Source organism: Salipiger sp. H15 (genome assembly GCF_040409955.1).
Lineage (GTDB): Bacteria > Pseudomonadota > Alphaproteobacteria > Rhodobacterales > Rhodobacteraceae > Salipiger.
Map to the genome: position 1 here is coordinate 1,739,432 of NZ_CP123385.1, position 13,919 is coordinate 1,753,350.

Sequence of the window (13,919 nt, forward strand, 5' to 3'; positions counted from 1 at the left end):
GAAAATACTCCGGGGGGTCCGGGGGGCTGGCCCCCGGCGTCCCCCGCCAGACGAGACGAGACCTCGATGACACAGGATCTTCCCCAGCCCGGCCAGTCGGTCACCTTCCGCAAGACGATGAGCGTCGCCGAGCAGGGCTTCTTCACCGGCATCTCGGGCAACCTCGGCGGGCTCTACGTCGACCGCCGGCAGGCGCAGGCGCAGGGGCTTGCCGACATGGCGGTGTTCGAGCTGGCCGCCGGCGCGCTCTTCACCACGGCGCTCGCACGGCTCGCCGGTCCCGGCTGGCGCATCGCGGCGATCTCCTTCCGCTTCTCGCGCGCGCTGACGCTCGGCGAGACGCTGGCCGCCACCGCCACGATCGGCGCGACCAACGGCACGCTCACCTGCCTCCTGTCGGGCACGGTCGGCGACGAGCAGGTGATCGAGGGCGAGGCACGGCTTGCACCCGTTGCTGTCGAGGTGGCCGCACCGGAGGCCGCCGATGTATGACATCCGCCAGATCGACGAGCTAGGCGTCGGCGACCGGGTGAGCGTCTCGAAGACGATCACCGAGGCCGACGGCGCCATGTACATCGCCTGCACCGGGGATTTCGGCCCGGTGCACGTGGACGAGGACTATGCCTCGGGCACCCGTTTCGGCACGCGCCTCGCGCCCGGCATCCTCGTGGCGGGCATCTGCACCTCGGTGCTCACGGCCGAGCTTGTCGGCACGCTCGGCGTGTCGATCCGCGACAGCTTCTGGTTCACCGGCGCGGTGCGCTACGGCGACACGATCACCTTCGACATCTGGATCTCCGCCAAGGACGAGGAGAGCCGCACCGTCGACTGGCAGGCCAGCGCGAAGAACGAGGAGGGCGTCGAGGTGCTGAAGGTCGACGCCACGCTGAAATTCCCCAGAAAGAAAGTGACCACATGACCCTGACCGGCAAGGATCTTCGCGGCATCACCGTTGCAACCGTGCTGCCCTTCGACGAGGCGGGTGCGATCGACTGGGACGGCTATGCCGCCGTGCTCGACCATTGCGCCCAACCGGCGACCACCGATTGCGTCTTCGTCAACGGCCACGCCGGAGAGGCGACCGCGCTCACCGATGCCGAGAAGATCGAGGTGATCCGCCGCACCCGCGACCACATCGGCGCGGGCCGCCCGCTGCTCGCCGGCATCGTGCCCACCGGCATTCCCGACGCGCTGCGGCAGGCCGAGGCGCTGCGCGAGGCCGGGGCCGATGTCGCGGTGATCTTCCCGCCCGAGGCGCTGGGGGGCGGCAACGCAAACACCGCCGCCGCGGTGCGGATGTACGAGCTGCTGGCGCGCGAGATCCAGATGCCGCTCTCGCATTTCCAGTTCCCCATCGCCTCGGGCTTCGGGCTTTCGACGCCGGTGCTGGCCGAGATCGCGCAGATCCCCGAGGTCATCGCGATCAAGGAAGGCTCGGCGACGCTGCTGGCCTATGACGAGAACCGCCGCGCGGTGAAGGCCGCGGGGCCGGATACCGCGATCCTGCCGTCGAACTTCCACTGGTTCTTCGCGCAGGTGGCACTAGGCGGCGACGGCATCCTGTCGGGGCTCGCCAGCCTCGTACCGGGGCTGCTGGCGGACCTCTGGCGGGCCTCCGAGGAGATGGATCTGGCGAAGATGCGCGCCGCCAATGACCGGCTCTACCCGGTGGTGCGGGCGATTTACGGCCCCGCGCCGGTGGTCGACATGCACACCCGGATGAAGGACGGGCTGCAGATGATGGGCGTGATCAGGAATGCCGCGCCGCGCCTGCCGCTCCTGCCGCAGTCCGAGGCCGTCCGCGAAGGCGTGCGCATGGCGCTGATCGCGGCGGAGGTTCTCTGATGACCGTGCGCCACGGCGGACTCTACGCTGCGACGATCTGCCCGATGACCGGGGAGGGCGCGCTCGACCGCGCCAGCCTCGTGCGCCATTTCGAGACCGTGCTTTCCGATCCGGGGCAGGCGGGCCTGCTGCTCAACGGCCACGCGGGCGAGGGCATCTACATGACCCGCGCCGAGCAGGCCGAGGTGGTGCGCATCGCCCGCGAGGTGGCTGGCAAGCGCCGCATCCTCGCCGCGGTCAGCGCCGAGAGCACCGCCACCGCCGCCGCCGACGCGCAGGCCGCGCTCAAGGCCGGGGCCGACGCGGTGATGGTCTTCGCGCCCTTCTCCTGGGCGCTCGGGGCCGACCCGCGCGCCATCGTCGCGCATCACCGCGGCATCGCCGAGGCGACCGGCGCGCCGGTCTACCTGTTCCAGGGCTCGGTCGGCTCGTTCAGGCTCGCCTACACGCCCGACGTGCTGCGCCGGCTGCTCGAGATCGACAGCGTCGTGGGCATCAAGGAAGGCAGCTGGGAGACCAAGGCCTACGAGGTCACCCGCCGCATCGCCCGCGAGATGCGCCCGGACGTCGCCGTCATGGCCTCGGGCGACGAGCATCTCTTTCCCTGCTTCCTGCTTGGCAGCGACGGCTCGGCGGTCAGCCTCTCGGCGCTGGTGCCCGAGCTGATCACCGCGCTCGACGCGCATGTGCGCGCCGGCGAGATCGACGAGGCGCGGGTGATCCACGAGGCGCTCTTTGACCTTGCCAAGCTGGTCTATGCCGCGCCCGGCCACCTTGCCGCCGCCCGGCTCAAGGCCTGCCTTGCCGAGCTTGGCCGGATCGACAGCCCCGCCTGCCGCGCCCCGACCCCGCGCATCGAGCGCTCCGAGCTCGACGCCCTGATGACCGCCCTGCGCCCCTGCCTGGACCTGATCCTGTGACCCAACTGCAAACCCACATCGTCTTCGTCGACATCGACCCCGAGCACGAGGCCGCCTTCGACACCTGGTACGAGACCAGGCACCTGCCCGACATCCTTGCCTGCCCGGGCTGGCTCGACGCCCGCCGCGAGAAGTGCATCGAGGGCGGCCCGCGGCACGTGGCGATCTACACGATCACCGGGCCCGAGGCCTATGAAACGCCTGAGTTCAATGCTATCAAGGGGTTCGGGCCCTTCAGCGACAAGGTGCGGAACTTCCACCGGATCCGCCTGACGCAGAGCTGAGGCGGCGGCTTGGGACAGGAAAGGGCCGGCGCGCGACCGCCGGTGCAGGGATATCCGATCGGCGACATGCTGAACCTCCGGCAGCTCGAGATCCTGCGCGCCGTGGTGCAGTATCGCACCACCGTCGGCGCGGCGGAACGCCTCGGCATGTCGCAGCCCTCGATCTCCAACACCATCCGCCACATCGAGACGGTGCTGGGGTTCCCGCTTTTCGAGCGGGTGAGCAACCGCCTGTCCCCCACCGAGGAAGCGCTGATCCTGCTCGAGGAATCCGAGCCGCTCTTCCTGCTGCGCGACGCGGTCAACCAGCGCGCGGCGGACCTGCGGATGGGGCGGATCGGCCGCATCCGCATCGCCTCCACCGCCGAGCTGAGCGAGGCGGTGCTGCCCCGGGTGATCGCCGACTATGCGCGGGAATACCCGCGCATCCAGATCTCGCTAGAGACGCGGCCGCTCGACAGCGTGCTGCAGGTGGTCGAGAACAGCGTCGCCGACGTGGCCTTCGCACTCTCGCCCTTCGAGCGGCAGGCGTTGGATTACGAGCTGATAGACGAGCTGCGCCCGGTGGTGCTCTGCGACGAGAGCGATCCGCTGGCCAAGCTCGAGGTGGTGAACCCCAAGGACCTTGCCGAGCGGCCGATGGTCGGCCCGCAGGTCGCCAACCGCATCGGGCTGATGCTGGCCGACAGCTTCCGCGCCCGCGGGCAGGATTACCGCCCGACCATCGAGACCCGCTTCATGAACGCCGCAGCGCGCATCGTGCGCGACGGCTGGGGCGTGGCGCTGGTGGACGAGCTTTCCGCCTTCACCGCCATGCGCCCGGGGCTGGTGATCCGCCCCTATGGCCCCGAGATCCATTTCGACCTCTGCGCCGCCATGTCGCGGACCAAGCCACCCTCGCGGCAGACCCAGCGCTTCATCAAGGCCTTCCGCGAGAGGGTGGCGATCCGGCTTGCCGAGGTCAGGGCCGAGAGCCTGCGCCCGCTGCAGGGCTGAGCTTGCCGCGCAGATCGCGCAGGATCGCCGCGCCGCCCTCGACGATCAGGTTGGTCTCGTTCGTCGCGACCAACGTCGCGGCGCCGAGATCGAGCGCGTGGCCCTGCACCAGCGCAGCCGGCAGCCCCATCACCCCGAACCCGATGCCGGCCTGCCGCGCCGCCCCGGCGATGCGCCGGAAGGCCGCCAGCACCTCGGGATGCGCAAGATCGCCGCGCCGGCCGATGCCGTCGGCAAGGTCGTTGCTGCCGATCATCAGCATGTCGATGCCCGGGGTCGCGGCGATCTCTTCCACCGCCGCCAGCGCTGCGGCGCTTTCGATCATCGCGATCACCTCGACCCGCCGCTCGGCCCCGTCGGTCAGCTCCGCCGCGGGCAGCACGCGGTAGTCCAGAACGGGCAGCGGGCCGGGCAGGGCGCGCCCGCCGCGCGGCGCGAAGCGGCAAGCCTGCGCGATGCGCGCGGCGTCCTCGGCGCTGTCCACATGCGGCACGATCACCCCCGTCGCGCCGCAGTCGAGCACGCGCGCGATGTCCGGCGACGAAGGCCCGGTGACCCGCCCGAAGACCGGCAGGCCCGACGCGATCCCTGCCGCCGCCGCTTGCCCGAGATCGCCGAGCCCCAGCGGCCCGTGCTCCATGTCGATCACCGCGAAGTCGAATCCCGCCCCGCGCGCGAGCAGGATTGCCTCGGCCCGCCCGAGAAGGCAGAAGGCGAGGCCGAAGCGGGGCCGAAGGGTGTTTTCTTCCTGCCCGATATTTGATCTGATACTCATTGATTGATCGCTTTTTGATCTGTTCGCTTTTGTGTTATCGGAATGGTAGATCAGATTTTTCCGGAATATTCGGAAAATCGGGGCGTTAAATAGTTCCTATTACGAAATTTATAGACCCAAGCCTTCTCCGGTGCGCCGATGCCGGTAACCTCAGTTCAAAACCGACAATCGTGACGCGTGGTCCGCTTTTGGCTACCCGCGCAGCGTCGAGACAGAAGGAGGTGCGCCATGCTTGATCGGGCGTCCGGCAACAGCGGAGCGACAAAGCTGCACGATGGTGCGGTGCTTCAGAACTTGATCAGATTTCTCGGGCTGGGCCTGACCGCGTTGCGGCGGCTTGTGGACGGGGTGGCGCTGCTGCTGCTCGCCTACATGGCCTGCGCCATCGCGGTGCAGATCATCGGCCGCTACGTCTTCAACTACTCGATCGCCTGGAGCGAGGAGACCGCCACCTTCGCGCAGGTCTGGCTGACGCTGCTCGGCGCCGGGATCGCGATGCGCCACAACCAGCACGTCGGAGTGGACATGGTGATCCGCAAGGCGCCGCTGCCGGTGCAGCGCCTGTGCAACGGGGCGGGGCTGCTGCTGGGGCTGTGGTTCCTCGGCGTGGTGGTCGTCGGCTCGCTGTCGATGCTGGCCATCGGCTTCGTGGTCAAGTCCCCGGCGCTGCGCATCCCGATGGCGGTGCCCTACATGGCGCTGCCGGTGGGCTTCGGCTACTTCCTGATCGAATTCGCGGTGACCACGCTGCCGCGCGTGCTCGACCCGCGCCGCGGCGCGGCCGACGCCGGGCAGGAGGGCGCAGCATGATCTGGGCTGGCGGCGGCTTTCTCGTCCTGCTGATCTCGGGCACGCCCATCGTCCTCGCGCTCGGCATCGCCGCGCTGCTGGCGATCGAGCTGACAACGACGGCACCGATCTCGATCGTGGCGCAGCGGGTCTATGGCGGGATCAGTTCCTTCACCCTCATGGCGATCCCCTTCTTCGTGGCCTCGGGGCTTCTGATGGAGGCGGGGGGCATCGCAAGGCGCTTCGTCAACCTCGCCAGCGCGCTCGTCGGCTGGATCACCGGCTCGCTCTACATGGTCTCGATCGTCACCGGCACCGGGCTCGCGGCGATCTCGGGCTCGGGCTCGGCGGACACGGCGGCGATCAGCGCGGTGATGACGCCGGAGATGCGCAAGCGGCGCTACGACATCGACCTTGCCTCGGCGGTGATCGCGGCCTCGGGCTCGCTCGCCTCGATCATCCCGCCGTCGATCGTGATGATCGTCATCGCCATCACCTCGAACCAGTCGATCGGCGCCATGTTCCTCGGCGGCATCGTGCCGGGCCTGCTGGTCATGGTCGGGCTGATGGTCGGCTGCTGGCTCTACGCCCGCCGCGGCGGCGAGGCCTACCGCGACAAGGAGGCCTTCACCCTCAAGCGCCTGCGCGCCGGCTTCATCGACGCGGCCCCCGGCCTGCTGGTGCCGGTGGTGATCATCGGCGGCATCGTCGGCGGCGTCTTCACCGCGACCGAGGCGGCTTGCGTCGCGCTCTTCACCACGCTCTTCGTCACCATGTGCATCTACCGCGAGCTGAAGCCGCGCGACCTGCCGCGGATCTTCCTGCGGGCGATCAGCCTCTCGGCCACGGTGCTGATCATCATCGCCACCGCCTCGGTCTTCACCTGGATCATCGCGACGCAGGGTTTCCCGGCGATGCTGAAGGGCTGGCTGACCGGGGTCACCGACAACCCGATCGTCTTCCTGCTGATCGTGAACCTGCTGCTGCTCGTCGTCGGCATGTTCATGGAGAGCATCTCGGCGGTGCTGATCCTGCTGCCGATCCTGCTGCCCATGGCGCAGAGCTACGGCATCAACCCGGTGCAGTTCGGGGTGATCACCGCGCTGAACCTGTCGATCGGGCTGATCACGCCGCCCTACGGCATCTGCCTCTACGTCGCGGCCAGCGTCGCCGGCCGCCGCATCGAGCAGGTCTCGCGCAAGGTCTGGCTGCCGCTCGGCTGCATGCTGGTGGCGCTGCTGCTCGTGACCTTCGTGCCCGCGATTTCCCTCTGGCTTCCCTCGGTCCTGCTCTAACCGCGGGGCGCCGCCCCTCCACCACTCACGCAACTTCAACCAAAGAGAAAACAAAGATGTCCAACAGGGTTCTCACCACCATCGCGGCGCTGGCCGCGCTCGTTTCGGCCCCCGCCTTCGCCGCGGACTACACCTTCAAGGTCGCCCACACCAACGCCGCGGGCGAGGTGCAGGACATGGGCCTGCAGAAGATGAAGGAGCTGCTCGAGGCCAAATCCGGCGGCGCCGCCACGCTGGAAATCTACGCCGGCGGCCAGCTCGGCGACGAGCAGCAGACCGTCGAGGGCGTGATGCTCGGCTCGCTCGACATGGGCATGACCTCGAACGCGATGCTCTCGAACTACGTCGAGGACTACAAGGTCTTCGACCTGCCGTTCCTCTTCCCCTCGATCCCGGCGCTCGGCGAGAAGGTCGATGCCAACTGGGACATGATGGAATCCTCGGCCAACGGCTCGGGCTTCCAACTGCTCGCCGTCTTCTCCTCGGGCATCCGCCACCTGATGACCTCGAAGCCGGTCGAGAGCATGGAGGACCTCGCGGGCATGAAGATCCGCACCATGCAGAACCCGATCCACGTCGAGGCCTTCCGTGCCTATGGCGCCAACCCCACGCCGATGTCCTACGCCGAGCTCTACGGCGCGCTGCAATCGGGCGTGGTCGACGGGGCCGAGGGTGCCTCGACCGGCTACGACGGCATGAAGTTCTACGAGGTCGCGCCCGATTTCGCGCTGGTCGGCTGGCTCAACATGACCGCGCCGGTGACCATGAAGAAGGACACGTTCGACGCGCTGCCCGCCGAGATCCAGACCGCGCTGATGGAAGCCGGATCCGAGGCCGCCGCCTGGCAGCGCCAGTACGTCGTCGACCAGGAACAGCCGCTGATCGACAGCTTCAAGGAGCATGGCGTCAACATCACCACGCCGGACACCGCGCCCTTCATCGAAGCCTCGCAGCCGCTCTACCAAAGCCAGCTTACGACCGAAGGCCAGAAGGCTCTCTTCGAAGCCCTGACCCAGTAAGCTGACCTTCGGGCCCGCGGTGTTCCCCTCCCTATCCGCCGCGGGCCCGATCAGACTCTCACGAAAGACCCGAACATGCTCGATACCGCCATCCGCAACGCCGAGATCGTCACCGCCGCCGACCGCATCCGCGCCGAGATCGGCATCAGGGACGGCCGCATCGTCACCATCGCCGAGGATGTCGGCCCCGCGCGCGAGGAGATCGACGCCGCGGGGCTTCTGGCGCTTCCGGGCGGCATCGACGCCCATGTCCACCTCGCCCAGCACCAGGGCGGCGGCGTGGTCATGGCCGACGGCTTCGAGAGCGGCACGCGCTCGGCCGCGGCGGGCGGCAACACCACCGTCATGCCCTTTGCCCTGCAGCAGAAGGGCCAGTCGCTGCGCGAGGCGGTGCAGGCCTATCACGAGGCGGCGGAAGGCAAATGCCACGTCGACACCTCGTTCCACCTGATCATCACCGACCCCACGCCGCAGGTGCTGGGGCAGGAGCTGCCGGCGCTGGTCAAGGCCGGCTACACCTCGTTCAAGGTCTTCATGACCTATGACGACATGGTTCTGAACGACGCGCAGCTGCTCGACGTTTTCGACGTGGCCCGGCGCGAGAAGGCCATGGTCATGGTCCATGCCGAGGGCTACGACGCGATCCGCTACATGGCCAAGCGGCTGGAGGAGGCGGGCAAGACCGCGCCCTACTACCACGCCGAGAGCCGCCCGCAGTCGGTCGAGCGCGAGGCGACGCACCGCGCCATCTCCCACGCCGAGCTGACCGACGTGCCGATCACCATCGTGCATGTCTCGGGGCGCGATCCGATGGAGCAGATCCAGTGGGCCAAGCGGCGCGGCATGAACATCTGGGCCGAGACCTGCCCGCAGTACATCACGCTGACCGCCGAGGACCTCAAGGGGCTGAACATGGACTTCGAGGGGGCCAAGTACGTCTGCTCGCCGCCGCCCCGCGACATGGACAGCCAGAAGGCGATCTGGGAGGGGCTGCGCGACGGCACCTTCGACATCTTCTCGTCCGACCATTGCCCGTTCCGCTTCGAGGATTCCAAGGGCAAGGACGTGGAGGGCGCGCGCAGCTCGTTCCGCTGGGTGCCGAACGGCATCCCCGGCATCGAGACCCGGCTGCCGATCCTCTTCTCGGAAGGGGTCGCGAAGGGCCGCATCCCGATCGAGCGCTTCGTTGCGCTGACCGCCACCAACCCCGCCAAGCTCTTCGGCCTCTACCCGCGCAAGGGCACGATCGCGGTGGGTGCCGATGCCGACATCACGCTCTGGGATCCGGCGCGCGAGGTGACCATCTCGCAGAGCCTCCTGCACCACGACTGCGACTACACGCCCTACGAGGGACTGGACGTGACCGGCTGGCCGGTGCGCACCATCCTGCGCGGCAAGACCATCTTCGAGGAGGGCGAGGTGACCGGCGCGCCGGACGCGGGCGTCTACCTCGAGCGCGGCACCAGCCGGGCCTTCGGGACCTGACCGGGCGGCACGGGCGGGCCCTGCCTAGGCCCGCCCGCAACACCTGGCCGCGTGCCGGATTCGCAGGGTCCTTCAATCCCTTGGCAGAATGTGGGAACTGAAATAGCGTTCCGCCATGATCGTGCCACTTCTCCTTCTTGCCGCCTCGCTGACCGGGCTCGTCGCGGCCCTTTCCCAGCCCGGCCTTACCGATGTCGCCCTGCTTGCGATCCCCTGCGCGCTTGCCAGCCTGATCCTGCTGCTGCGGGCCTGGCCGGAGCGGGCGCGGGGCCCGGCGCGGAGACCGTCGCGGGGAAGGCCGATCATCCTCGACGGCTCGAACATCATGTACTGGCGCGGCGGCGATCCGGAGCTCGCCGCGGTGCGCGAGGCGGTGGATGCATTGCGGGCTCGCGGCTTCACCCCCGGCGTCGTCTTCGATGCCAACGTCGGCTACAAGCTGGTCGGCAGGTATCAGAACAATGCCGAGCTCGGCAGGCTGCTCGGGCTGCCGCGTGACCGCGTGACGGTCGTGTCCAAGGGCATTCCGGCGGATCAGGTCATACTCAAGGCCGCGCGTGGGCGCGGCGCGCGGATCATCACCAACGACCGCTATCGCGACTGGGCCGAGGCGCATCCCGAGATCGCGCGCGAGGGCCACCTCGTGCGCGGCGGCTACCGCGCGGGCAAGCTCTGGCTGGAGCTCGACGACGGCGCGTGACGCCGCCCGCCGGGAAGCGGGCGGTCTTCCGAGCGTTCAGCCCTCGGGCGCGATGCGCGAGACGAGGTCTTCCATCATCGCGGCGTTCTGCATCCGCAGGATCGCCTCGGCCGCGCCCGCGTCCTGCCGGCGCAGCGCGTCGATCAGCAGCTGCATCTCCTCGGCCATGACCCGCCGCCGCCCGGTGCCGTAGCCGTAGCCGCGGCGGAAGGCGAAGATCGTGTCCCAGCCGCGCAGGAACACCCGCAGCGCCTCGCGGTTGCCGCCGTACTCCACCAGCCGCGCGTTGAAGCGGCGGTTGGTGTCGATGGCCTCCAGATCCTCGCCCGCGTCGAGATGCGCGCGGTACTCGGCCGCGAGCGTCTCCAACTCGCGGATCCGCTCCAGCGTCAGCGCCGCCATGCCGCGCCGCACGGCGAAGATGCGCAGCTCGGTGTTCAGCTCGAAGAGGTCGGTGATGTAGGCCCGGTCGAGCTGGCGCACGGTCGCGCCGCGGTTGGGCTCGATGGCGACGAGCCCCTCGCCCTCGAGCTTCCGCAACGCCTCGCGCAGCGGCATGGTCGAGAAGCCGAGCCGCTTGGCCAGTTCCGCGGTCTTCAGCCGTTCGCCGGGGGCGATGCGCCCCGAAAGGATGTCCTCGCGGATCAGGCGGGTGGCCTGGTCCACGGAGTTCTGGGCGGCATCGAGGGCAAGCACTTCGTTTGGCATGGCGCGACTTTCCGTCAGGGGCTCTTGCGGATCAAGGAGATATGCTCGGCGTCGATGAGCAACGTGCCGTCAGCGCGCAGAAGCCGCACCGCTTCGGTGATAATTCCGGCAGGGCGCGAGCCGCTCTCGCGCTTGGCGGTGAACTCCATCTCGACGTGCACCGTATCCCCGGCGACGATCGGGTGCCGGAAGCGCACGTCGTTCCAGCCGAGCGAGGCGATCGACGTTTCTTCGTAGAGCCTGAGCTCGGTCTTCAGCCCCTCCATCAGCGACAGGCCGTAGAGCCCGTGGGCGATGATGCCCGGGAAACCGGCCTCCTTCGCATAGGCCTCGTCGGTGTGCAGGGGGTGGTGGTCGCGCGTCAGCCGGCAGAAGTCCGCGATGTCCGCCACGGTGATCTCGTGGTCCGGCGTGGTGTAGCTGCGGCCGATCTCGACGTCTTCGTAGGAGAGGTTCATGCGTAGGCCTTCTGCACCTGCCGCGCGATGATCATGCGCTGGATCTGGTTGGTGCCCTCGTAGATCTGGCTCAGCCGCACGTCGCGGAACAGGCGCTCGACCCGGAACTCGCGCGAGTAGCCGTTGCCGCCATGGATCTGCAGCGCGTTCGAGATGTGCACCTGCGCCATGTCGGTGGTGAAGAGCTTGGCCTGCGCCGCTTCGAGCGCGATCGGCTTGCCGGCATCGTAGAGCCTGGCGGCGTTGTGGATCAGCAGCCGCGCGGCGGCGATGTCCTTGGCCATGTCGGCGATCATGAACTGCACCGCCTGATGCTCGAAGATCGGCTTGCCGAACTGCTTGCGGTCATTGGCATAGGCGATGGCATCCTCCATCGCCGCCTGCGCCATGCCGAGCGCCATCGACGACATCATCAGCCGCGAGAAGTTGAAGTTCTCCATCGCCATCTTGAAGGCGCCGTGCTCCGGCCCGATCAGGTTGGTGACCGGCACGCGCACCTCGTCGAAGCTGACCATGCATTCGGCGAGCCCGTGCATGCCGAGCAGTTCCTCGGACTTGCCGCGGATCACGCCGGGACGGTTGGTCTCGACGAGAATGCAGGAAATGCCCCGGTGCCCGGCCTCGGGATCGGTCTTGGCGAAGACCATGATCACGTCGGCGACCTGCCCGAAAGTGACCCAGGCCTTGGTGCCCTTGATGACATATTCATCACCGTCGCGACGGGCGGAGGTCTTCATCGCGGCGACATCCGAGCCGTGGTCGGGCTCGGTGACCGCGGTTGCGGGAATCACCTTGCCCTCGAGGATGCCGGGAATCAGCGCCTTGTGCTGGTCCGAGCCGTGGTGGTCGAGGAAGAGCGCCGCCTCGACGGGAATCGCGAAGGCATTGCCGACCGCGCCCGAGCCGCGCGCGATCTCTTCCATGACGATGCAGGCGGCCATGGCGTCGAGCCCGACGCCGCCCGCCTCCTCGCGCAGCGCGACGCCGAAAAGCCCTTGCTCGGCGAGCGCTTCGTAGACCGGGCGGGGGAATTCGTCGTCGCGGTCGATGGCGGCCGCCGCGGGGGCGACCACGTCGTCGGAGAGCCGGCGCGCGGTGTCGCGGACCATGCGCTGCTCTTCGGAATAGAACTGATCCAATCTGATCTCCTGTCGGGTGATGCTGATATTATCTGATCATCAGCTACACAGGCTGGCGGCGCCGGGTCAAGCCGAGGCGACCCCGGCATGGAACGCGTCCGAGGGGTCGCGGTCGAAAAAGTAGACGATGACGTCCTTGGGCGAGGCGCCGTAGGCCCGCACCGCCGCCCCGGTGATCGCCCGCGCGGCCGACTCCTTGGCCTCCTGCGGCCTCGGGAAAGCGTGGACTTTTATGAACATGCGGAAGTTTTCAGCGTTTTCGCCGTATTTTCCAGCATGTCCGTAGGAATAGTTGGGGGCCGAAAAATAATAGCAGGTGACGATTTCCGGCTTGATCCCGAAGGCCTGGCAGAGACCATCGGTCATGTCTTTCGTCGCAACCGCCCGTATTTCCTCGGTGGCGTCGCGGTCGATGATCTCGATGAAGGGCATGGGGTGTCTCCTTGGGAAAGGGGCGCGGGGAGGGGCGCCGTTGGGGGGATGTGTTGACTCATTATCTGATCAGATCAAACGTGACTGCAAGAATTTTGGATCGGCGACTGAGATGCCGGAAAGGACAAGAATGACCTTCAAGGGGAGCTACACCGTCTGCGTCACGCCCTTCGATGCGGAGGGCCGCGTCGACCTCGACGCGCTGCGCGGATACGTCGACTGGCAGATCGAGGAGGGGGTGCATGGCCTCATCCCGCTCGGCAGCACCGGCGAGTTCCTCTCGCTCACCCGCGACGAGCGCACCGCCGTCGCCGAGACGGTGATCCGGCAGGCCGCGGGCCGGGTGCCGGTGCTGATCGGCACCGCCGCGGAATGGACCGACGAGGCGGTCTCGCTGAGCCGCGAGGCCGAGGAGCTGGGCGCAGACGGCGTGATGCTGGTGCCGCCCTACTACTCCTCGCCGACCGAGGCCGAGCTGGTGGTGCACTTCACCCGCGTCGCCGAGGCGCTGTCGATCCCGGTGATGCTCTACAACAACCCGTTCACCGCCAACGTCGACCTGAGCGCGGCGCTGGTCGGGCGGCTCTCGGAAGTCGACAACATCTCCTACATCAAGGACACGTCGAAGAACGTGCACCGGGTGACCGAGCTGCTCGAGGCCTGCAAGGGCCGGATGACCGTCTTCGCCGGCTACTACCCTTGGGAGAGCTACCTGGCGGGCGCCGAGGGCTACAGCTCGGTCATGTCCAACATTGCGCCGAAACTCTCGGCTGAAACCTTCGAGCGGACGGTCGACGGCTCCGGAGAGGGTCGCGACCTCTACGTGAAAAGCCTGCCGCTGATCAACGCGCTGGCGGGCGACCTTTACGTCTCGGCCACCAAGGCCGCGATGAAGATGGTCGGACGCCCGATGGGCGATCCGCGCCCGCCGCGCCTGCCTCTGCCCGAGGCCAAACGCGCCGAGCTGGAAACCATCATGACGGATCTCGGGCTGCTGGCGGAGGCCTGAACCCGGTCGCGCGCCGGGGGACAATATCCGCCCCAACAGAGAGAAACCCAACAGGGAAGAACCAG

At 68.1% G+C, this 13,919-nt stretch carries 17 protein-coding genes; 12 read left to right on the forward strand and 5 right to left on the reverse strand.

All coding sequences use genetic code 11. The annotated features are described in order from the left end of the window. Positions 1 to 66 precede the first annotated feature (66 nt). From PVT71_RS22470 to PVT71_RS22495, 6 genes are all read left to right on the forward strand, one after another. Positions 67 to 492, forward strand: a complete 426-nt coding sequence (locus PVT71_RS22470) for a hypothetical protein (RefSeq protein ID WP_353474712.1) — start codon at positions 67 to 69, stop codon at positions 490 to 492. Then, positions 485 to 919, forward strand: a complete 435-nt coding sequence (locus PVT71_RS22475; RefSeq protein WP_353474713.1) for a MaoC/PaaZ C-terminal domain-containing protein — start codon at positions 485 to 487, stop codon at positions 917 to 919. The genes PVT71_RS22470 and PVT71_RS22475 overlap by 8 nt, the downstream gene beginning before the upstream one ends. Next, positions 916 to 1,845 carry a dihydrodipicolinate synthase family protein gene (locus tag PVT71_RS22480; RefSeq protein ID WP_353474714.1) on the forward strand — a complete coding sequence of 310 codons (930 nt, stop codon included), beginning with the start codon at positions 916 to 918 and terminating at the stop codon, positions 1,843 to 1,845. Before PVT71_RS22475 ends, PVT71_RS22480 begins: the two co-directional genes overlap by 4 nt. Continuing rightward, positions 1,845 to 2,765 carry a dihydrodipicolinate synthase family protein gene (locus PVT71_RS22485; protein ID WP_353474715.1) on the forward strand — a complete coding sequence of 307 codons (921 nt, stop codon included), beginning with the start codon at positions 1,845 to 1,847 and terminating at the stop codon, positions 2,763 to 2,765. The genes PVT71_RS22480 and PVT71_RS22485 overlap by 1 nt, the downstream gene beginning before the upstream one ends. After that, positions 2,762 to 3,049: a hypothetical protein gene (locus tag PVT71_RS22490; RefSeq protein ID WP_353474716.1), complete on the forward strand. Its 288-nt coding sequence runs from the start codon at positions 2,762 to 2,764 to the stop codon at positions 3,047 to 3,049. The genes PVT71_RS22485 and PVT71_RS22490 overlap by 4 nt, the downstream gene beginning before the upstream one ends. 66 nt (positions 3,050 to 3,115) lie before the next feature. Next, a complete protein-coding gene (locus PVT71_RS22495; protein WP_353474717.1) occupies positions 3,116 to 4,045 on the forward strand; it encodes a LysR family transcriptional regulator in 930 nt (309 codons plus the stop codon). On the opposite strand, the gene PVT71_RS22500 is transcribed toward PVT71_RS22495, so the two are convergent. After that, a complete protein-coding gene (locus PVT71_RS22500) occupies positions 4,011 to 4,820 on the reverse strand; it encodes an aldolase/citrate lyase family protein (RefSeq protein ID WP_353474718.1) in 810 nt (269 codons plus the stop codon). The two genes, PVT71_RS22495 and PVT71_RS22500, sit on opposite strands and share 35 nt — an antisense overlap. Positions 4,821 to 5,048: 228 nt before the next feature. Here PVT71_RS22500 and PVT71_RS22505 point away from each other — a divergent pair, with 228 nt between their 5' ends. The 5 genes from PVT71_RS22505 (at position 5,049) to PVT71_RS22525 (ending at position 10,108) form a co-directional block, all read left to right on the forward strand. Further along, positions 5,049 to 5,630 (forward strand): TRAP transporter small permease, encoded by a 582-nt coding sequence (locus PVT71_RS22505; RefSeq protein ID WP_353474719.1) that lies wholly within the window; start codon positions 5,049 to 5,051, stop codon positions 5,628 to 5,630. Then, the gene (locus PVT71_RS22510; RefSeq protein ID WP_353474720.1) at positions 5,627 to 6,904 is read left to right on the forward strand and encodes a TRAP transporter large permease; all 1,278 of its coding nucleotides are present in this window, start codon (positions 5,627 to 5,629) and stop codon (positions 6,902 to 6,904) included. Before PVT71_RS22505 ends, PVT71_RS22510 begins: the two co-directional genes overlap by 4 nt. A gap of 56 nt (positions 6,905 to 6,960) precedes the next feature. Continuing rightward, entirely contained in the window at positions 6,961 to 7,923 is a 963-nt protein-coding gene (locus tag PVT71_RS22515; RefSeq protein WP_353474721.1) for a TRAP transporter substrate-binding protein, read from the forward strand. A 75-nt stretch (positions 7,924 to 7,998) separates the two neighbouring features. Further along, positions 7,999 to 9,408, forward strand: coding sequence for a dihydropyrimidinase (gene hydA / locus PVT71_RS22520; protein ID WP_353474722.1), 1,410 nt, complete (start codon positions 7,999 to 8,001; stop codon positions 9,406 to 9,408). A gap of 115 nt (positions 9,409 to 9,523) precedes the next feature. Further along, positions 9,524 to 10,108: a hypothetical protein gene (locus PVT71_RS22525; protein ID WP_353474723.1), complete on the forward strand. Its 585-nt coding sequence runs from the start codon at positions 9,524 to 9,526 to the stop codon at positions 10,106 to 10,108. A gap of 36 nt (positions 10,109 to 10,144) precedes the next feature. Here the strand turns inward: PVT71_RS22525 and PVT71_RS22530 are convergent, their stop codons facing one another. The 4 genes from PVT71_RS22530 to PVT71_RS22545 form a co-directional block, all read right to left on the reverse strand. Beyond that, on the reverse strand, positions 10,145 to 10,816 hold the full coding sequence (locus tag PVT71_RS22530; protein WP_353474724.1) for a GntR family transcriptional regulator: 672 nt from the start codon (positions 10,814 to 10,816) through the stop codon (positions 10,145 to 10,147). Between the two features lie 14 nt (positions 10,817 to 10,830). Next, on the reverse strand, positions 10,831 to 11,274 hold the full coding sequence (locus tag PVT71_RS22535) for a MaoC/PaaZ C-terminal domain-containing protein (protein ID WP_353474725.1): 444 nt from the start codon (positions 11,272 to 11,274) through the stop codon (positions 10,831 to 10,833). Further along, positions 11,271 to 12,413 carry an acyl-CoA dehydrogenase family protein gene (locus PVT71_RS22540; protein ID WP_353474726.1) on the reverse strand — a complete coding sequence of 381 codons (1,143 nt, stop codon included), beginning with the start codon at positions 12,411 to 12,413 and terminating at the stop codon, positions 11,271 to 11,273. The genes PVT71_RS22535 and PVT71_RS22540 overlap by 4 nt, the downstream gene beginning before the upstream one ends. A 66-nt stretch (positions 12,414 to 12,479) precedes the next feature. After that, positions 12,480 to 12,845 (reverse strand): hypothetical protein, encoded by a 366-nt coding sequence (locus PVT71_RS22545; protein ID WP_353474727.1) that lies wholly within the window; start codon positions 12,843 to 12,845, stop codon positions 12,480 to 12,482. A gap of 130 nt (positions 12,846 to 12,975) precedes the next feature. Between PVT71_RS22545 and PVT71_RS22550 the strand changes: the two genes are divergently transcribed. Continuing rightward, positions 12,976 to 13,854 (forward strand): dihydrodipicolinate synthase family protein, encoded by an 879-nt coding sequence (locus PVT71_RS22550; protein WP_353474728.1) that lies wholly within the window; start codon positions 12,976 to 12,978, stop codon positions 13,852 to 13,854. Positions 13,855 to 13,919: the final 65 nt, after the last annotated feature.